Genomic DNA, 17,337 nt, shown 5'->3' on the forward strand with positions numbered 1-17,337 from the left:
CATAAAGAATAGCTCGGCCTGTGGATAGAGTGGGGATTTTGGCTGAACAGATAAAAAACGGCCACCTTATGCACAGGGCCTGTGAAAACCACGCTGAACGGGTTAGTGCTGTGGAAAAACCGGCTGATATCCCCAGGGCGAAACGCCGGGGGGAAAGTGAGGCTGATTTCTACAGGTCTATCAACAGCAGGGTCAGGATAGCGTGGAGAACAGAAAAAACTTCTTTCATCTGCACCTCATTTCTGACTCAACGGGAGAAACACTGATCTCGGCTGGACGGGCAGCAGCGGTTCAGTTTCCGCATTCCAATCCGATCGAGCATGTCTATCCGCTGGTGCGCAACCGCCGGCAGGCGGATGCCGTGCTCCAATCAATCGATAAGGAACCCGGCATCGTGCTTTACACCATTGTCGATCCGGAGCTGGCGGACTTTATTGATCGGCGTTGTATCGAGATCGGTGTACCCAGCGTTAACGTGCTTGAGCCTGTTATCGGGACGTTTCAGGCCTATCTTGGTCCACTGGCGCGTCGGCGCGTCGGCGCCCAGCATGTGATGAATGCCGATTATTTTGCGCGTATCGAGGCGCTGAATTACACGATGGATCACGATGATGGCCAGATGGCCGAGGATTACGATCAGGCCGACGTCGTTCTGGTAGGGATCAGTCGTACGTCGAAAACCCCGACCAGCATCTATCTTGCCAATCGTGGCATTAAGACCGCCAATATTCCCATCGTGCCAGATTCGCCCTTACCGGAATCGCTGTTCGCTGCAAAAGGGCCATTGATCGTTGGATTGATCGCCACGTCTGATCGAATTTCACAAGTTCGCGGCCATCGTGAATTGGGGACTGTCAGTGGTTTCGATCCAAGCGATTATACGGACAGGGCGAGCATTGCGGAAGAATTGAAATATGCCCGTTCGCTGTGTGCCCGTCACAATTGGCCGGTCATTGATGTGACGCGGCGATCAATTGAAGAGACAGCGGCGGCAATCATTGCGCTGCGTGCCAAGCCGCGCTAATGCCGGATGGTTTATTAAAGTTGAGGCAATCATGACAATTCCCGTTATTCTTGCATCGACCAGCCCTTTCCGCCGGCAATTGCTGGAGCAGGCTGGTTTGCGCTTCACGGCCATGGCACCCGATATAGATGAGCGCGAAATCGAAGGTCGGGCCGAACATCAGCACGTGTCGCCGCAAGAGTTGGCTCAGGTGCTTTCCTGCGAAAAGGCTTTGGCCGTGAGCCGACAGGCGCCGGTTGGTCTTGTGATCGGCGGCGATCAGGTTTTGGCTCTGGGCGAACGGATCTATCATAAACCGAAGGATCTCAGCTCCGCTCGTGACCAATTGCTCAGCCTGCGGGGTGAAACCCATGTGCTTTATAGCGCGCTGGCGCTGACGAAACAGGGTGAAGTGATCTGGCGGCATGTCTCCCAGGCCCGCATGACGATGCGGATGTTCAGTGAGACGTTTCTGGACGATTATCTCGATCGGGCAGGCGGGGCGATCCTGAAAAGCGTTGGTGGCTACCAGATCGAAGGCTTGGGCGTGCAGTTGTTTTCGGATATCGTCGGGGACTATTTTACCATCGTCGGTGTGCCGCTCTTGCCTTTGATGGAGAAACTACGCGAATTGGATATTGTGCATGCATGATTCACGTGAAACATTTTTGACGGGCGCCTTTGTTGCCGGCTATCCAATCAAGCATTCACGGTCGCCGATCATTCACAGCTATTGGCTTCAACAGCATGGTCTCATCGGTGGCTATGATAAACTGGAGATCGACCCTGCAGACATCGCGGATTTCTTCGCCCGAATGAAGTCAGGCAAGACCCGCTATCGGGGTGGTAACATTACCATTCCGCATAAAGAGGCGGCTTTTCAGATAGCGGATGTCCCCGACATGGTGGCAACGCAACTTGGGGCGGCTAATACGCTTTGGCTTGAAAACGGTCTCATCCATGCCACCAATACCGATGTTTACGGTTTTCTGGCCAATCTGGACCAAGGCCATGCCGGCTGGGATAAGGCGCGTAAGGCTGTGGTGCTGGGGGCGGGTGGTGCCAGTCGGGCGATCATTCAGGGGTTACTGGATCGGGGATTGCAGCATGTTCATGTTGTCAATCGGACCCTGGCGCGAGCGCAGGACCTGGCGGATCATTTTGGTGCGGCCGTCCATGCACATGGAAGAGAGCAACTGCAGGAGGTTTTGCAGGGCGCGGACCTCTTGGTCAACACCACGTCTCTTGGCATGAATGGTGAAGATGTTCCACAGATTGACTGGGATAGGCTGTCACCCGGCGCTTTGGTAACGGATATTGTCTACACGCCGCTGGAAACTGGCTTGTTGCGGCAGGCGAGGGCGGCGGGCTTTGCCACTGTGGATGGTCTTGGCATGCTTTTGCATCAGGCCGTACCTGGCTTTGAAAAATGGTTCGGCGTCCGGCCAGAGGTGACGGATGATTTGCGGCAATTGTTGATTGCCGATCTGGAGAAGCAGCGATGATCCGCATCGGCCTCACGGGCTCTATTGGCATGGGCAAGACAACGACGGCAGATTTTTTTCGTCAGGAAGGTGTGCCGGTCTATGATGCGGATGCGGCGGTGCATGACTTGTACCGGGGCGATGCTGTTGCTTCGATCGGCGCGGTGTTTCCCGAAGCGGTTATTTCTGGAGTCGTAGATCGGGAAATTCTCAGTCGGACTCTGGCTCAGAATCCGGGTAAACTTAAACAACTCGAGGCAATTGTTCACCCGCTGGTGCGCGACAAGCAACAGGACTTTCTGGAAGATCAGGAATTGGCGGGCGCCGATCTGGTTGTTTTCGATATTCCGCTGCTGTTTGAAACCGGCGGAGAAAAACGGCTTGATAAGGTCGTTGTCGTCAGTTGTGATGCCGATACACAAAGGCGTAGGGTTCTGGCGCGACCAGGCTGGAGCGAAGAAAAGCTGGCACTGGTTTTGTCGCGGCAGATGCCGGATGCCGAAAAGCGCGCTCGCGCCGATTTTGTGATCGAAACCGGACAAGGCCTCCAAGTGGCACAGACACAGGTGAAGGCCATCGTTTCTACGTTGCGCGGTCAAACCTGAAATCGAACCGCCAGAGTTTTTCTGGGAACATGGAAAATGGCGTGGCGTCGGAATAGTGATCTGCCAGCAGCCAAAACCTGACAATGGAGCAATAATGCGGGAAATCGTTTTCGATACGGAAACCACCGGACTGGAAAGCAAGCTGGACCGGGTGATTGAAATCGGTGGCATCGAATTGTTCAATCATTTCCCGACCGGTCGCAGTTTTCACGTCTATATCAATCCTGCCGACCGGGCCATTCACCCGGATGCCTTGGCGGTTCACGGCATTACACCTGAGTTTTTGAAGGACAAGCCGGTCTTCGCCGATATCGTCGAGGATCTGGTCGCTTTTTTCGATGGCGCAAAATGGGTGGCGCATAATGCCACATTCGACATGGGATTTATCAATGCCGAGTTTGAGCGGTTGGGTCGTCCGCTGGTCGGGCCGGAGCATGTCATCGATACCCTGTCTCTGGCGCGGCGCAAACACCCGATGGGTCCAAACTCGCTCGATGCACTTTGCCGACGCTATGGTATCGACAATTCTCATCGCACCAAGCATGGCGCCTTGCTCGATTCCGAACTTCTGGCTGAAGTCTATATCGAAATGCTGGGCGGCCGCCAGGCGACCTTCGGTCTTGAGCAGTCTGGAAACAGCGACAAGCGATCCCGCACTCAGGATAGCAATGTGACGGTGGAGATTGCCGCCCGTCCGAAAACACTGGCGTCGCGTCTAACCGAGGCCGAACAGGAGCGCCATGCAGCCCTGGTCAAGCGGCTCGGCCAGAAAGCGATCTGGGCGCATTACAATCAAGGCGAATAACAGCCATCGCCTTCGATAAAAAAAGCCCGGATCGACCGGGCTTTTTTTTGCTGAGATAAACAGCGGGATGACGCAAGGATCAGTTGACCCGACCCTGCTCTTCGGCAAAGCGCTGTGCAAACATCTGCGCAAAATCGATCGGATCGATCATCAGCGGCGGGAAACCGCCATTGCGCGTGGCATCGGCGATGATCTGGCGCGCAAACGGGAAGAGCAGGCGTGGGCATTCGATGAACAGCACCGGTAGCATATGTTCCTGTGGGAACCCGGTGATGCGGAAGACGCCGCCATAAACCAGTTCGGCTGCAAAAACCACTTTATCGTCATCACGCGCTTCGGCGGTCAGCGACAGGACCACGTCGAAATCATTATCCGACAGCGGGTTGGCGTTGACATTGACGTTGATATTGATCGAAGGGGCCTTGTCCCGGGCCTGGAGCGAGCGCGGCGCACCCGGATTTTCGAAGGACAGATCCTTGATATATTGTGCAAGGATATTCAGGGACGGGCTCTCCGCCCCATTGCTGTTTTCATTGGCCATTGGGGTTCCTCAAGGCTTTTATGGTTCGAGGCCATCTATCATTTCGAGGTGGGCCTTACAAGCCTTTCGCCCCTGGCGCTCACCCATTCTCATCCCTTGCTCTCATCCCCTGGCAACCGGGTCCAGGGAGAGGAGCCGTTGGGATTGTGCCTTTGATAGTCCTTTTCATCGAGATCGATGATGTCCTCTGCTTTTGCCGGCCCTGGACCTGATGACGTCGGTCCGCCTGGCCGCTGTTGCCAGCCAGCTCCCCGCCCGCCGCGCTGCACGAAGACAAGTCTTGGGCTGATGATCTTCCAAAGCGCAGAGCGCACCATTGGCACCAGGAGCAGCAGGCCAAGAATATCCGTGATGAAGCCCGGCAATATCAGCAATAGTCCGCCGAACATCTGTGCCGTGCCACTCAGGACGCCTTTGGCGGCTCGTTCCGGATCGCCCGAACGTGGACGGCGCAGGCGCTGGGCGAGGCTGATCCCCTGGCTGCGGAGCACCAGGAGGCCGAGCAGACTGGAGCCGATCACCAGCGCCAGCGTGGGCAGAACACCCAGCCATTGCCCGACCAGGACAAAGCCCGCGATCTCCATCAAAGGCAGTAGCAACAGGAAAAGGGCGGTCAGTCGCATTTGGTTTCCTTTAAACGATTATCGTGTGAACCTAAAGAAGTGGCATCGGCTATTTGAATGCAGCATCCAGGCAGACTATATGGAGTGAGAAAGCTTCAAATTAAACAGCGGTGCGGTGGCAATGGGTTCTAATGATTTTGTGACTCTCTTCTTTCTGGTGGCTGCGGTCCTGATTTTCTGGCAGCTGCGTAGCGTATTGGGACGTCGCACTGGCAATGAAAAGCCACCGAAAGATCCTTTCGCCGGACGCCCGGACGCTGCATCTCCAGCAGCGGAAGATGCGCGGGTCGTCACTTTACCGCGCCGTGACGAGGCCGATGGCGAGGAACGCCAGACGGCGATCGACGCCTATGCCCCGGCTGGCACCCCGCTGAACCAGCAATTGCGCCAGGTCGTAGAGGTTGATCCGAGCTTTGTGCCGAAGGAATTCCTCAACGGTGCGCGCATGGCCTACGAAATGATTGTCACGGCCTTTGCAGCTGGCGACAGGAAGAGTTTGAAGGATCTGCTGTCGCGTGAGGTCTATGACGGTTTCGATGCCGCAATCACCGAGCGCGAGCAGCGCGGCGAAGTGATGAAGTCCACTTTTGTCGGTATCGACAAGGCGGAAATCACCAGTGCCGAAGTCCGGGATCAGGAAGTCCAGATCACCGTACGGCTGGTCAGCCAGTTGATTTCCGCCACTTATGACAGTCAAGGCGCGGTGATCGAGGGCGACGCGGAATCGGTTGGCGATGTCAACGATATCTGGACCTTTGCCCGCGACACGCGCTCACGCGATCCGAACTGGAAGCTGATCGCCACCGAATCCGACCAATGAGTGGTGAAGCGACGAAGTTTCGGCTGGAGCCTGTTGGTTTCGACCAACTCCCCGGTTGGGACGCGGATGATCCCTCGGCGCTTTTGCCGGCCATGGCCGATTGCCTGGATTATCTCACCACGGTCAAGCCTTACCGGCCCGGCCAGTTGGGCTTGACCGCACAGGACCTTGTGCCGCTGCTTGAAAAGGCAGCGGCATTGCCACGAGCAGATGGCGACGCATTGCGCCACCTGCTGGAAGTCGAATGCCAGGTTTTTCGTATAGCACGCACGGATGGGAAGGCGGGTTTCGTTACGGCTTTTTACGAGCCCGACATCGAGGTTTCCGATCATCCTGACGATCTCTACCGCTTTCCTTTTTACCGCCGACCTGACGATTTGATCGATCTTGACGATCAAAACCGGCCTGAAAACATCGATCCGTCCTATGTGTTTGGACGCAAAAGCGAGGGCGGCGCGACTTATTATCCGGATCGTCAGGCCATCGACCAGGGCTTTCTAGAGGGACGCGGGCTGGAAATTGCCTGGGCGAAATCGAAAGTCGATGTGTTTTTCGTCCATGTCCAGGGTGCCGCACGGCTGCGTTATGCCGATGGGCGAGTTGGGCGGATTACCTATGCGGCCAAGGCGGGCCATCCTTTTTCCGGCATCGGGGGGCTTTTGCTGAAGCGGGGTGAAATTCCTCCCGAGGCGATGTCGATGCAGGCGATCCGCGCTTGGCTCGCGTCTCATCCCGATCAGGTCGATGAGGTCTTATGGCACAATCGGTCCTATATCTTTTTCCGTGAAGCTGAGCTCGGTGACCTGTCACGCGGTCCGATCGCCGCGGCGAAAGTACCGTTGGTGGCGGGTCGATCCCTGGCGGTGGACCGGACGATCCATACATTCGGCTTTCCGTTTTTCATTCATTCACAAAGCCTGACGTCACAAGATCCAACGGGAGTGAATAGCGGCAAGGCGTTTGCGCGATTGATGCTGGCGCTCGATACGGGGTCGGCGATTGTTGGACCGGCGCGCGGTGACATCTTTACCGGCTCTGGCGATGAAGCAGGAAATCTCGCTGGGGCGGTGCGCAATGACGCGGATTTCTATATCCTGATCCCGAAACAGGCCGCTAAAAGGGTCGAGTCGAGGTTTGGTTGATGGCGGGCAGGGACAGGATCAGTACGGAAGACCGGATTTTGTGGGGCAAGGTGGCGCGCACCACCCGACCCATGGCCGGTCGCCTGGAAGAGTTGACCGCCTTTGAAGACGCCTTGACGGAATTGGAAGCGTCAAAAGTGTTGGAACCCGGCCTTGCCGCCATGCGTGCCTCGCTCGAAAGTTCCGCCGCAAAGCCTGAGCCGAAGAAACCGTCCGGCCTCCACCATCCGTTGGAGCGTCCTGTCAAGCGCAAGCTGTCGCGCGGCAAGCTCAAGCTGGAAGCCCGCATCGACCTGCACGGACTGTTCCAGAGTGAGGCCCACGCCATCCTGTTGGAATTTCTGGTGCGCGCCCATGAGCGTGGACTTCGCCACGTCTTGATCATCACCGGCAAGGGCAGTTCGATGGGCAGCGAAGGCGCCTTGAAACGGGCGGTGCCGCTATGGTTTTCCAAGCCGGAGTTCCGTTACCTGATTTCTTCCCATGAGCCAGCGGCCCATCATCACGGCGGGGAGGGCGCGCTTTATGTCCGCTTGGCGCGCCAGGGCGGAGAGCGATTTGGCGGGGATGGACAATGACCCCCTTCGGCGATGCGGTGCGCGGGCTTCGGGAGCGCAAGGGAGTGAGCCAGAAGGACATGGCCAAGGCGATTGGTGTGACACCGGCCTATCTGTCGGCGCTCGAACACGGACGGCGCGGCAAGCCGAGTTTCGACCTCTTGCAACGCATCGCCGGCTATTTCAACATCATCTGGGATGAGGCCGATGACCTGTTTGCAATAGCGGGCCTTTCCCATCCTCGGGTGACGCTGGATACCGCTGGTCTGCCTGCCGCCCATACTGCTTTTGCCAACCGGCTTGCAGGGATGATTCGCACCTTGTCGCCCGATGTGATAGAAGATCTCAACGCACTCCTGAGCAGAAGCGAGCGGGACCGTCAAAACCCTGGAAATCCCGTGGAAGCCTGCTGAATTTCATGGCTGCGATTTGGAAGTCGCCGCAAAATCCCTATAGTCGGAAAGTGCCAACGTGTGTGATTCGCCATAATTTTTGTCGTGGCCACGCATATTGCTTATGACACTGGAAAGATCGCTGAATGACTGAAACAACCGATGAAGCAAATGCCGCCAGCACTGCCTATGGTGCTGACTCCATCAAGGTGCTGAAAGGCCTCGATGCTGTCCGCAAACGTCCCGGCATGTATATCGGTGATACGGATGATGGGTCCGGCCTGCATCATATGGTCTATGAAGTCGTCGATAACGCTATTGACGAGGCGCTTGCCGGTCATGCCGATATCGTCACGGTAACGCTGAACGCGGATGGATCAGTGACCGTGACCGACAATGGACGCGGTATTCCCACCGACATCCATACGGGCGAAGGCATTTCGGCTGCCGAAGTCATCATGACTCAGCTTCATGCCGGCGGTAAGTTCGACCAGAATTCCTACAAGGTCTCTGGCGGTCTGCACGGGGTTGGCGTTTCGGTTGTCAATGCGCTGTCCGTCAAGCTTTCCATGAAGATCCGCCGTCATGGCAAGGTTCATGAAATGAGCTTCACCCACGGCGTTGCCGATGCACCGTTGGCCGTGACGGGCGATTATCAAGGCCGCTCTGGTACTGAAATCACCTTTCTGCCCAGCACGGAAACCTTCACCCAGGTCGAGTTCGATTATGGAACGCTGGAGCATCGCCTTCGCGAGCTCGCCTTCCTTAATTCCGGTGTCCGCATTCTGCTGACCGACAAACGCAAGTCCGATATCCGCCAGGAAGAAATGCTGTATGATGGCGGCCTAGAAGCCTTCGTGCGCTATCTCGACCGCTCGAAAAAGCCGCTGGTCAGTAATCCAGTCGCCATTCGCGGCGAGAAGGATGGCATTACCGTCGAAGTCGCGATGTGGTGGAACGACAGCTATCATGAAAATGTACTGTGCTTCACCAACAACATTCCTCAGCGCGATGGCGGCACGCATATGGCCGGGTTCCGCGGCGCGCTGACCCGCCAGATTACCTCCTATGCCGACAGTTCCGGCATAACCAAGAAGGAAAAGGTCACCCTTCAGGGTGAAGACTGCCGTGAAGGCCTGTCGGCTGTTCTGTCCGTCAAAGTACCCGATCCGAAATTCTCGTCGCAGACCAAGGACAAGCTGGTTTCGTCGGAAGTGCGGCCTGTGGTCGAAAGCCTGGTCAACGAAGCGCTCAGCACTTGGTTCGAGGAACATCCGACCGAGGCGAAGATTCTGGTGGGCAAGGTGGTGGAAGCTGCCGTTGCCCGCGAAGCCGCCCGCAAAGCCCGCGAACTGACCCGCCGCAAAGGCGCACTGGATATTGCCTCGCTGCCCGGCAAGCTCGCCGACTGCTCTGAGCGTGATCCGGCCAAATCCGAACTCTTCCTCGTCGAAGGTGACTCGGCTGGTGGTTCCGCCAAGCAAGGCCGCTCGCGTGAGCGCCAGGCGATCCTGCCATTGCGCGGTAAGATCCTTAATGTGGAACGCGCCCGCTTCGACAAGATGTTGTCCAGCCAGGAAATCGGCACGCTGATTACCGCGCTCGGCACGTCGATCGGCAAGGACGAGTTCAATGCCGACAAGTTGCGCTATCACAAGATCATCATCATGACCGATGCTGACGTCGACGGCGCTCATATTCGCACATTGCTTCTGACCTTCTTCTTCCGCCAGATGCCGGAACTGATCGAGCGCGGCCATCTCTATATCGCCCAGCCGCCGCTCTATAAGGTTACACGCGGCAAATCCATTCAGTATCTGAAGGATGAAAAGGCGCTGGAAGAATATCTGATCGGCATGGGCCTGGACGATGCTTCGCTGAAGCTCGGCAGCGGCGAAGTGCGCGCTGGACAGGATCTGCGCGAAGTGGTGCAGGACGCGCTGCGCCTTCGCAGCCTGATCGATGGATTGCATTCGCGCTACAATCGCAATGTCGTGGAACAGGCCGCCGTCGTCGGTGCATTGAATCACGAACTGACCGCCAACCGGGAACGGGCCGAGCAGACGGCGGCGGAAGTCGCCAAGCGTCTCGACCTGATCGCCGAGGAAACCGAACGGGGCTGGGAAGGCTTCGTGACGGAAGAGGGCGGCTTGCGCTTCGAGCGCATGGTGCGTGGTGTCAAGGAAGTGGCGGCGCTGGATGTGGCACTGATCGGTTCAGCCGATGCACGCCACATTGACCAGCTCGCCACCCGCTTGAACGATATCTATGGCCAACCGCCGGTACTGACCCGCAAGGATGGCCAGCAGACCATTTCCGGTCCGCGTAACCTGCTGGATGCGGTGTTCTCCTTCGGTCGCAAGGGCCTGTCCATGCAGCGCTATAAAGGTCTTGGCGAGATGAATGCCGAGCAGCTGTGGGAAACCACGCTCGATCCGAATGTACGCTCGCTGTTGCAGGTTCGGGTCAATGACGCCACCGATGCCGATAGCCTGTTCTCCCGCCTTATGGGCGATGAGGTGGAACCGCGTCGCGATTTCATCCAGGAAAACGCCCTGAATGTCGCCAATCTGGACATTTGATGGACGTCACAGATAACAAAATTAAAAGGCCGTGCTTTGCAAAAAGCACGGCCTTTTTCGTGACTCACGTGAAACATTCGGCCTTACAGCACCCCGAAGTCCGCTTTTTGGACGGTGCCGTTATACGAGGGATCATTCACTGACCCTTCGGAACAGCCGTTCAGGCCTTGAATTTACCCTCAAAAACCACGGATTCCAGTGGTTTGCGGTCATTGGGGACTTCCTTTGCCTGCAAGCCTTCCGGCAGGATCGATTTGTCCCCCAGCTTGCCAATGGCGACGGCGGCTTCAATATGGAAATCGGCGGGAACACCAAGCACGTTGGCAGCCTTATCGAAATCTACGCCGGTCATGCCATGGGCATGGAAGCCGGAATGGATAGCCTGAAGTGCCAGATAACCCCAGGCAGCACCGGCATCGAAGCTGTGGCTGCGCGAAGGCTTCGGCGCGGAGCCGTCGGGCGAGCGGCTCAGCGTATCGGAAATGACGAAAACCAGAGCGGAGGCATTCTTGGCCCAGCCTTGGTTGAATTCGATCAGGGCACCCAGCAGGGCATCGAAATGTTCATCGCCCTTCAAGGCATAGACGAAGCGCCAAGGCTGGTAGTTAAAAGCCGAGGGCGCCCAATGAGCCGCTTCAAGAATGGTCAGCAATTCGGTTTTGCTCATGGTCTCGCCGGTGAAGGCGCGGGGCGACCAGCGATCCAGGAAGATCGGGTGAATGTCATGGGTGGCGTTACGATGATTGCTGCTTGTCATTATCAAACCTCAAAAATGTGGGAGTCTCGAAACAAGGTGGCACAGGGGTCGCATCATTGCGATCAGCATATTTATCCCGAAACATTGTCACTGATTTTACGGCAGAGTTGCGAAACACCTGACCAAACCTCTTCGCGGCACATAGGGTGTGTGGCCGCGACCGGCAAGGTGTAGCAACCATGGCCGAAAAGCACCGGAAAGCCCCATCACTCCTTTGTCAAGGTGTGAAATCCCATGGACGGATTCGCGCAATAAAATCTATGAAGTATAAAGGTTTCTGTGCATACTATCTGGTCAATGGTCGATAGTGGTGGGGGTTAAGCAATTTCTTTACCCCTTTGAACTTTGACCGGAACCTTGGCTTGACTGGTCCAGTTTAGCTTTGGATGAGTGACAACAGGGAAGAGGCGGATCGCATCGATGTTTTATCAACTGTATGAAATGAATCACGCAGCCATGGCTCCTTTGCGGGCCACGGCAGATGCCATGCGTCTAGCCTTCCGCAATCCGCTGAACCCGCTGACTCACACCGTTATCGGCCGGACAATGGCCGCAGGCTTCGAGGTGATCGAGCGCAACACGCGGCGCTATGGCAAGCCCGAATTCGGTCTTCCGACCACGGTGATCGACGGATCGCCTGTGAAGATCACCGAGGAAGTCACGTGGTCCAAGCCGTTCTGCAATCTCATTCATTTCAACCGGAGCCTGACCCAGCCCCGGAGTAACGACCCGAAAATCCTGATCGTCGCGCCGATGTCAGGCCATTACGCCACCTTGTTGCGCGGCACTGTTGAGGCCTTGCTGCCCAGTGCCGATGTTTATATTACCGACTGGATCGATGCCCGCATGGTGCCGATGACGGACGGAACGTTCGACTTCGATGACTATGTCGATTACGTGATCGAGATCCTGCATCATCTCGGCCCCAACACCAATCTCGTCGCCGTCTGCCAGCCCTCCGTTCCCGTGCTGGCTGCCGTGGCCCGGATGGAGGCCGAAAACGATGAATTCGTGCCATCCTCGATGACATTGATGGGTGGCCCGATCGATACGCGCATCAATCCGACAGCCGTTAATGAGCTGGCCAAGAACAAGCCGATTGAGTGGTTTGAGGAAAACGTCATCATGAACGTTCCTTGGCCACAGCCGGGCTTCCTGCGGCCCGTCTATCCGGGCTTCCTTCAGCTTTCAGGATTCATGTCGATGAATCTTGATCGGCATATGATTGCCCAGAAAGATTTCTATGTGCATCTGGTGAAGAACAACGGCGATTCCGCCGAAAAGCACCGGGAATTCTATGATGAATATCTGTCGGTCATGGACCTGACGGCTGAGTTCTATCTGCAAACGGTGGAAGCCGTGTTCATGCGGCATTCCCTGCCGAAGGGCGAGCTGATGCATCGTGGCAAACCGGTCGATTGCGGCGCCATCCGCAATGTGGCTCTTTTGACGGTCGAAGGCGAGAACGACGATATTTCCGGCGTCGGCCAGACAAAGGCGGCACAGACGCTCTGCACCAATCTCGCCGATGACAAGCGCATGCATTATATGCAGCCGGATGTCGGCCATTACGGCGTCTTCACTGGTTCTCGGTTCCGTCGGGAGATCGCACCGCGCATCGTTGCTTTTGCCAAGCAGCATTCCAATCAACCGACCTCGGCGGTAAAGCGGGCAACCATGGTAAAGCGCGTGATCAAGGGTGGAAAATCGACCTAAGGGGAAATCGAATTTCCCGAATTCCTCGAGTGCTTTAGCAAATTGAAAACGACGGATGCTTGAAGGTTGTATCCGCCATTCCCATCTCGAATATGTCCGGTTGCATGGTGCTTGCCGGACGTAACGAGGATAATGGAATGAACCAATCAGCATTGCTGCGTCCGGGCTGGAGGCCTGCGACGATTGCCATGATGGTGCTCGGCTTCGTGATCTTCTGGCCGCTTGGCCTTGCCATGCTTGCCTATATTTTATGGGGCGATCGCTTCCGCACATCGAAACGCAACGCAAATGAGGCTATGGACGCCATGTTTTCAAAATGCTGCGGCAGCCGCCGGTCACGTAATCGCAACCGCTTTAGCGCCTCTAGTGGCAATCTCGCCTTCGACGAATGGCGTGTCACCGAGCTGGAGCGTATCGAGCAGGAACGTCGCAAGCTTGAAGAAATGCGTGAAGAATTCGAGGCCTATGTCCTGGAATTGCAGCGCGCCAAGGATCAGGATGAATTCAACCGCTTCATGAACCAGCGCAATGCCAGCCGCCGCGATGACCGCGGCAGCGATGTCCAGACTTTCACTCCGGACTGACCATCATGTGATTTTGCAAAGGCCGAGATCCTTTTGGATCTCGGCTTTTTTTATGGCTCTCGATAACGGATATAAGGCCACGACTGGAACGAATCAGGTAAAAGACCCGGATGTTTCCCTTGTTTTTGCGAAGCCCGACCAAAGTGGCAAAAAAGCCGAAAGTGCCAGAGAGCCGTGAGCTGTTGGTGGCTGGCCGACCTGTGCCGCTTGCCATTCGCGAAAACCTGCGCGCCACCCGCATTACCCTGCGGATCGAGCCCGGTGGCCGGGGCCTGAAAATGACCATTCCCAAAGGGGTGCGCCAAGGCGACGTCAACGATTTTATCGAACGGCATCGCGGCTGGCTGGAAAGCAAGCTGGCTCGCTTTTCCGATGATACGAAAGTCAGGGCAGGGGGCGTGATTTCGCTGCGCGGTGTTGCGCATCGTATCGAGCATACCGGCCAGCTGCGCGGCGTGACCCAAGTGCAGATGGAAAATGGCGAGCCGGTGATCCGCATCAGCGGCCTGCCGGAACACGCCGGTCGTCGGTTGTCGGCTTTTCTGAAAAAGGAAGCGCGGCTTGATCTTGAGCGGCTGGTCGCCATCCATACCGGGCGACTTGGAAAACCGTCAAAGAGCCTGGCGCTGAAGGACACGCGCAGCCGTTGGGGCTCTTGCTCCTGGGATGGCAATTTAAGTTTTTCCTGGCGGATCGTCATGGCGCCACCCTCGGTGATCGATTACCTTGCCGCTCATGAGGTGGCGCATTTGAAGGAAATGAACCACGGCCCGCAATTCTGGGCGCTGTGCAAACGTCTCTGCCCCGGCATGGACGAGGCCAAGAGCTGGTTGAAGCGGCATGGATCGGAACTGCATGCCCTCGATTTTGACTGATTTGGCTCGACTCCGAGCCGATTTCATGTCACTTCGCTGACATGAAACCTGATGTCAAAATTTGCGGATTGAAGACCGAGGAAGCCGTCGAAAAGGCTGTCAGCCTGGGGGCCACCCATGTCGGCTTCATCTTCTTTGAGAAAAGCCCAAGACATATCGAACCCGATATCGCCGGACGCATTGCCGAAAAGGCGCGGGGCAGGGCGAAGATCGTTGCGGTCACCGTGGACGCGGACACCGATGACCTTGATGATATTGTGTATCTGCTAAAGCCGGATATCCTGCAATTGCATGGCCATGAAAGCCCGCAACAGGTGCTGACCATCAAGGCGCTCTACGGTCTTCCTGTCATGAAGGTGTTTTCCATCCGCGAACCCGCTGATCTTTTGCAGATCGATGCCTATATAGGGATAGCAGATCGTTTTCTGCTGGATGCCAAGGCGCCTGAAGGCTCCGATCTGCCGGGCGGCAATGGTGTCACCTTCGATTGGCGTCTGCTGCGCGATCTTGACGCAGAGGTCGATTACATGCTTTCGGGTGGGCTCAACAAGGACAATGTCGGGCAAGCCCTTGCCGAGACGGCAGCGCGAGGCCTGGATGTGTCTTCCGGCGTCGAAAGCGCGCCGGGCGTCAAGGATCTCGAACGGATGGATCAGTTCTTCGCCGCCGTCAGGCTGGCAACGGCCACAGCGCCGGTTTCAGGGAGTGTACAGTGAACCAGAACCCAATTCCGAATTCCTTCCGGTCCGGGCCGGATGAAGATGGTCGTTTCGGCATTTTCGGAGGCCGCTTCGTGGCCGAAACCTTGATGCCGCTGATCCTGGATCTGCAGGCGGAATGGGAAAATGCCAAGACCGACCCCAGCTTCAAGGCTGAACTCGATCACCTCAACACCCATTATACCGGGCGTCCGAGCCCGCTCTATTTCGCCGAGCGGCTGACGGCGGAGCTTGGTGGCGCCAAGATCTATTTCAAGCGCGACGAGTTGAACCATACCGGTTCGCACAAGATCAACAATTGTCTCGGCCAGATCCTGCTGGCCAAGCGCATGGGCAAGACCCGGATTATCGCCGAGACCGGCGCTGGCCAGCACGGCGTGGCCTCGGCCACCGTCGCGGCTCGTTTCGGTCTGCCCTGCATCGTCTATATGGGTGCCACTGATGTGGAGCGCCAGGCACCGAACGTCTTCCGCATGAAGCTGCTCGGTGCGGAAGTCCGCCCGGTGAGTTCAGGGCATGGAACCTTGAAGGATGCGATGAACGAGGCCCTGCGCGACTGGGTCACCAATGTCGATGAGACCTACTACATGATCGGCACGGCTGCCGGTCCGCATCCCTATCCGGAAATGGTCCGTGAATTCCAGTCGGTGATCGGCAAGGAATCCCGCGAGCAGATGATGGCTGCCGAAGGCCGCCTGCCGGATATGCTGGTGGCAGCTGTCGGCGGTGGCTCCAATGCCATTGGCCTGTTCCATCCGTTCCTCGATGATGAGAGCGTGCGGATGATCGGTGTCGAGGCTGGCGGCAAGGGGCTTGATGGCAATGAGCATTGCGCCTCGCTGACCGCAGGCTCCCCTGGCGTCCTGCATGGCAACCGCACCTATCTGCTGCAAGACAGCGACGGGCAGATCAAGGATGGCCATTCGATTTCGGCCGGGCTTGATTATCCGGGTATCGGTCCGGAACATTCCTGGTTGAAGGATATCGGCCGGGTGGAATATGTGCCGATCATGGATACCGAAGCGCTGGAGGCTTTCCAGCTTCTGACCCGCACCGAAGGCATTATTCCGGCTCTCGAACCCAGCCACGCCCTGGCCGAGGTGATGAAGCGCGCTCCGAAAATGGGCAAGGACGAGATCATCCTGATGAACCTTTGCGGACGCGGCGACAAGGACATCTTTACGGTCGGCAAGATTCTGGGAATGGGGCTCTGATATGACGCAGCGTATGGACAAACGGTTCGCCGATCTGAAGGAAGAGGGCCGTCCGGCTCTCGTCACTTATTTCATGGGCGGCGATCCGGATTTCGAAACGTCGCTCGCCATCATGAAGGCCTTGCCGCAGGCTGGTGCCGATGTGATTGAGCTTGGCATGCCGTTTTCCGACCCGATGGCCGATGGTCCTGCCATTCAAATGGCCGGTCAGCGCGCCCTGAAGGCCGGTCAGACCCTGGTAAAAACCCTGGATATGGCGCGGGAATTCCGCAAAGGCGATCAGGCTACGCCGATCGTCATGATGGGGTATTACAATCCGATCTATGTCTATGGCGTCGAAAAATTCCTGGATGATGCGCTGGACGCGGGCATTGACGGTTTGATTGTCGTCGATCTTCCGCCGGAAATGGACGATGAATTGTGCCTGCCAGCCCGCAAGCGCGATATCAATTTCATTCGTCTGGCGACACCGACTACGGATGAGAAGCGCCTGCCGATGGTGCTGCAAAATACCTCTGGATTCGTCTATTATGTATCGATGAACGGCATTACAGGCTCGGCTTTGCCCGATCCGTCCAAGGTTGCCGGTGCCGTCGGGCGGATCAAGGCCCATACCGATCTGCCGATCTGCGTTGGCTTCGGCGTGAAGACGGCGGAACATGCAAGGCTGATTGGGGCCAGCGCCGATGGCGTCGTGGTCGGTACGGCCATTGTCAATCAGGTCGCATTGAGCCTGACCAAGGATGATAAGGCGACGGCGGATACGGTGCAATCGGTGGTAACCCTAGTGCGTGGGCTGGCAAGCGGCGTCCAGACTGCCCGGCTTGCGGCTGCGCAATAGTCCTTCTAAAATGGGCTATTGCCTTGGAAGAAGCGGAGCCCGAGCGGGCTCCACCTCTTCCTGATTGTCTGTTTTCA

Annotated in this window: 19 protein-coding genes; 16 read left to right on the plus strand and 3 right to left on the minus strand. The window is 56.9% G+C overall.

The genetic code is table 11. From position 1 onward, the window contains the following. Positions 1-202: 202 nt before the first annotated feature. The 5 genes from AVI_RS00020 to dnaQ all read left to right on the plus strand — a co-directional run bounded on the left by AVI_RS00020 (position 203) and on the right by dnaQ (position 3,897). Positions 203-1,024, plus strand: coding sequence for a pyruvate, water dikinase regulatory protein (locus AVI_RS00020; RefSeq protein ID WP_012654499.1), 822 nt, complete (start codon positions 203-205; stop codon positions 1,022-1,024). Positions 1,025-1,055: 31 nt separating this feature from the next. Beyond that, positions 1,056-1,655 carry a Maf family nucleotide pyrophosphatase gene (locus AVI_RS00025; protein ID WP_012654500.1) on the plus strand — a complete coding sequence of 200 codons (600 nt, stop codon included), beginning with the start codon at positions 1,056-1,058 and terminating at the stop codon, positions 1,653-1,655. Continuing rightward, the gene (locus AVI_RS00030) at positions 1,648-2,508 is read left to right on the plus strand and encodes a shikimate dehydrogenase (protein ID WP_012654501.1); all 861 of its coding nucleotides are present in this window, start codon (positions 1,648-1,650) and stop codon (positions 2,506-2,508) included. The genes AVI_RS00025 and AVI_RS00030 overlap by 8 nt, the downstream gene beginning before the upstream one ends. After that, on the plus strand, positions 2,505-3,092 hold the full coding sequence (gene coaE / locus AVI_RS00035; protein WP_012654502.1) for a dephospho-CoA kinase: 588 nt from the start codon (positions 2,505-2,507) through the stop codon (positions 3,090-3,092). The genes AVI_RS00030 and coaE overlap by 4 nt, the downstream gene beginning before the upstream one ends. Positions 3,093-3,186: 94 nt before the next feature. Further along, positions 3,187-3,897, plus strand: a complete 711-nt coding sequence (gene dnaQ / locus AVI_RS00040) for a DNA polymerase III subunit epsilon (protein WP_012654503.1) — start codon at positions 3,187-3,189, stop codon at positions 3,895-3,897. 79 nt (positions 3,898-3,976) lie between these two features. Here the strand turns inward: dnaQ and secB are convergent, their stop codons facing one another. Both secB and AVI_RS00050 read right to left on the minus strand, forming a co-directional pair. Then, the gene (secB, locus tag AVI_RS00045) at positions 3,977-4,438 is read right to left on the minus strand and encodes a protein-export chaperone SecB (protein WP_012654504.1); all 462 of its coding nucleotides are present in this window, start codon (positions 4,436-4,438) and stop codon (positions 3,977-3,979) included. 89 nt (positions 4,439-4,527) lie between these two features. After that, on the minus strand, positions 4,528-5,061 hold the full coding sequence (locus AVI_RS00050) for an FxsA family protein (RefSeq protein ID WP_012654505.1): 534 nt from the start codon (positions 5,059-5,061) through the stop codon (positions 4,528-4,530). 121 nt (positions 5,062-5,182) lie between these two features. Between AVI_RS00050 and AVI_RS00055 the strand changes: the two genes are divergently transcribed. The 5 genes from AVI_RS00055 to gyrB all read left to right on the plus strand — a co-directional run bounded on the left by AVI_RS00055 (position 5,183) and on the right by gyrB (position 10,554). Further along, entirely contained in the window at positions 5,183-5,881 is a 699-nt protein-coding gene (locus AVI_RS00055) for a Tim44/TimA family putative adaptor protein (RefSeq protein ID WP_012654506.1), read from the plus strand. Then, positions 5,878-7,023 (plus strand): murein transglycosylase A, encoded by a 1,146-nt coding sequence (gene mltA / locus AVI_RS00060; RefSeq protein WP_012654507.1) that lies wholly within the window; start codon positions 5,878-5,880, stop codon positions 7,021-7,023. The genes AVI_RS00055 and mltA overlap by 4 nt, the downstream gene beginning before the upstream one ends. After that, on the plus strand, positions 7,023-7,601 hold the full coding sequence (locus AVI_RS00065) for a Smr/MutS family protein (RefSeq protein WP_041696027.1): 579 nt from the start codon (positions 7,023-7,025) through the stop codon (positions 7,599-7,601). The genes mltA and AVI_RS00065 overlap by 1 nt, the downstream gene beginning before the upstream one ends. Next, positions 7,598-7,993: a helix-turn-helix domain-containing protein gene (locus tag AVI_RS00070; protein ID WP_012654509.1), complete on the plus strand. Its 396-nt coding sequence runs from the start codon at positions 7,598-7,600 to the stop codon at positions 7,991-7,993. Before AVI_RS00065 ends, AVI_RS00070 begins: the two co-directional genes overlap by 4 nt. Positions 7,994-8,118: 125 nt before the next feature. Then, a complete protein-coding gene (gene gyrB, locus AVI_RS00075) occupies positions 8,119-10,554 on the plus strand; it encodes a DNA topoisomerase (ATP-hydrolyzing) subunit B (RefSeq protein WP_012654510.1) in 2,436 nt (811 codons plus the stop codon). A gap of 160 nt (positions 10,555-10,714) precedes the next feature. On the opposite strand, the gene AVI_RS00080 is transcribed toward gyrB, so the two are convergent. Next, complete coding sequence (locus tag AVI_RS00080) at positions 10,715-11,311, minus strand: nitroreductase family protein (protein ID WP_012654511.1); 597 nt, start codon at positions 11,309-11,311, stop codon at positions 10,715-10,717. A 420-nt stretch (positions 11,312-11,731) separates the two neighbouring features. Between AVI_RS00080 and AVI_RS00085 the strand changes: the two genes are divergently transcribed. From AVI_RS00085 to trpA, 6 genes are all read left to right on the plus strand, one after another. Continuing rightward, on the plus strand, positions 11,732-13,027 hold the full coding sequence (locus AVI_RS00085; protein ID WP_012654512.1) for a polyhydroxyalkanoate depolymerase: 1,296 nt from the start codon (positions 11,732-11,734) through the stop codon (positions 13,025-13,027). 137 nt (positions 13,028-13,164) lie between these two features. After that, complete coding sequence (locus AVI_RS00090) at positions 13,165-13,611, plus strand: DUF2852 domain-containing protein (RefSeq protein ID WP_012654513.1); 447 nt, start codon at positions 13,165-13,167, stop codon at positions 13,609-13,611. A gap of 110 nt (positions 13,612-13,721) precedes the next feature. After that, entirely contained in the window at positions 13,722-14,486 is a 765-nt protein-coding gene (locus tag AVI_RS00095; protein WP_012654514.1) for a M48 family metallopeptidase, read from the plus strand. A gap of 41 nt (positions 14,487-14,527) precedes the next feature. Further along, entirely contained in the window at positions 14,528-15,202 is a 675-nt protein-coding gene (locus tag AVI_RS00100; RefSeq protein ID WP_012654515.1) for a phosphoribosylanthranilate isomerase, read from the plus strand. Next, positions 15,199-16,419, plus strand: a complete 1,221-nt coding sequence (trpB, locus tag AVI_RS00105) for a tryptophan synthase subunit beta (RefSeq protein ID WP_012654516.1) — start codon at positions 15,199-15,201, stop codon at positions 16,417-16,419. Before AVI_RS00100 ends, trpB begins: the two co-directional genes overlap by 4 nt. Before the next feature lies 1 nt (position 16,420). Next, a complete protein-coding gene (trpA, locus tag AVI_RS00110) occupies positions 16,421-17,260 on the plus strand; it encodes a tryptophan synthase subunit alpha (protein ID WP_012654517.1) in 840 nt (279 codons plus the stop codon). Positions 17,261-17,337 lie beyond the last annotated feature (77 nt).

Origin of the sequence: Allorhizobium ampelinum S4, assembly GCF_000016285.1 — a bacterium.
GTDB lineage: Bacteria > Pseudomonadota > Alphaproteobacteria > Rhizobiales > Rhizobiaceae > Allorhizobium > Allorhizobium ampelinum.

Bases quoted from the DNA above. Each gene is read 5' to 3' on its own strand.
- AVI_RS00025 (WP_012654500.1), top strand. From the start codon at position 1,056: ATGACAATTCCCGTTATTCTTGCATCGACCAGCCCTTTCCGCCGGCAA.
- AVI_RS00030 (WP_012654501.1), top strand. From the start codon at position 1,648: ATGCATGATTCACGTGAAACATTTTTGACGGGCGCCTTTGTTGCCGGC.
- coaE (WP_012654502.1), top strand. From the start codon at position 2,505: ATGATCCGCATCGGCCTCACGGGCTCTATTGGCATGGGCAAGACAACG.
- dnaQ (WP_012654503.1), top strand. From the start codon at position 3,187: ATGCGGGAAATCGTTTTCGATACGGAAACCACCGGACTGGAAAGCAAG.
- secB (WP_012654504.1), bottom strand. From the start codon at position 4,438: ATGGCCAATGAAAACAGCAATGGGGCGGAGAGCCCGTCCCTGAATATC.
- AVI_RS00050 (WP_012654505.1), bottom strand. From the start codon at position 5,061: ATGCGACTGACCGCCCTTTTCCTGTTGCTACTGCCTTTGATGGAGATC.
- AVI_RS00055 (WP_012654506.1), top strand. From the start codon at position 5,183: ATGGGTTCTAATGATTTTGTGACTCTCTTCTTTCTGGTGGCTGCGGTC.
- mltA (WP_012654507.1), top strand. From the start codon at position 5,878: ATGAGTGGTGAAGCGACGAAGTTTCGGCTGGAGCCTGTTGGTTTCGAC.
- AVI_RS00065 (WP_041696027.1), top strand. From the start codon at position 7,023: ATGGCGGGCAGGGACAGGATCAGTACGGAAGACCGGATTTTGTGGGGC.
- AVI_RS00070 (WP_012654509.1), top strand. From the start codon at position 7,598: ATGACCCCCTTCGGCGATGCGGTGCGCGGGCTTCGGGAGCGCAAGGGA.
- gyrB (WP_012654510.1), top strand. From the start codon at position 8,119: ATGACTGAAACAACCGATGAAGCAAATGCCGCCAGCACTGCCTATGGT.
- AVI_RS00080 (WP_012654511.1), bottom strand. From the start codon at position 11,311: ATGACAAGCAGCAATCATCGTAACGCCACCCATGACATTCACCCGATC.
- AVI_RS00085 (WP_012654512.1), top strand. From the start codon at position 11,732: ATGTTTTATCAACTGTATGAAATGAATCACGCAGCCATGGCTCCTTTG.
- AVI_RS00090 (WP_012654513.1), top strand. From the start codon at position 13,165: ATGAACCAATCAGCATTGCTGCGTCCGGGCTGGAGGCCTGCGACGATT.
- AVI_RS00095 (WP_012654514.1), top strand. From the start codon at position 13,722: ATGTTTCCCTTGTTTTTGCGAAGCCCGACCAAAGTGGCAAAAAAGCCG.
- AVI_RS00100 (WP_012654515.1), top strand. From the start codon at position 14,528: ATGAAACCTGATGTCAAAATTTGCGGATTGAAGACCGAGGAAGCCGTC.
- trpA (WP_012654517.1), top strand. From the start codon at position 16,421: ATGACGCAGCGTATGGACAAACGGTTCGCCGATCTGAAGGAAGAGGGC.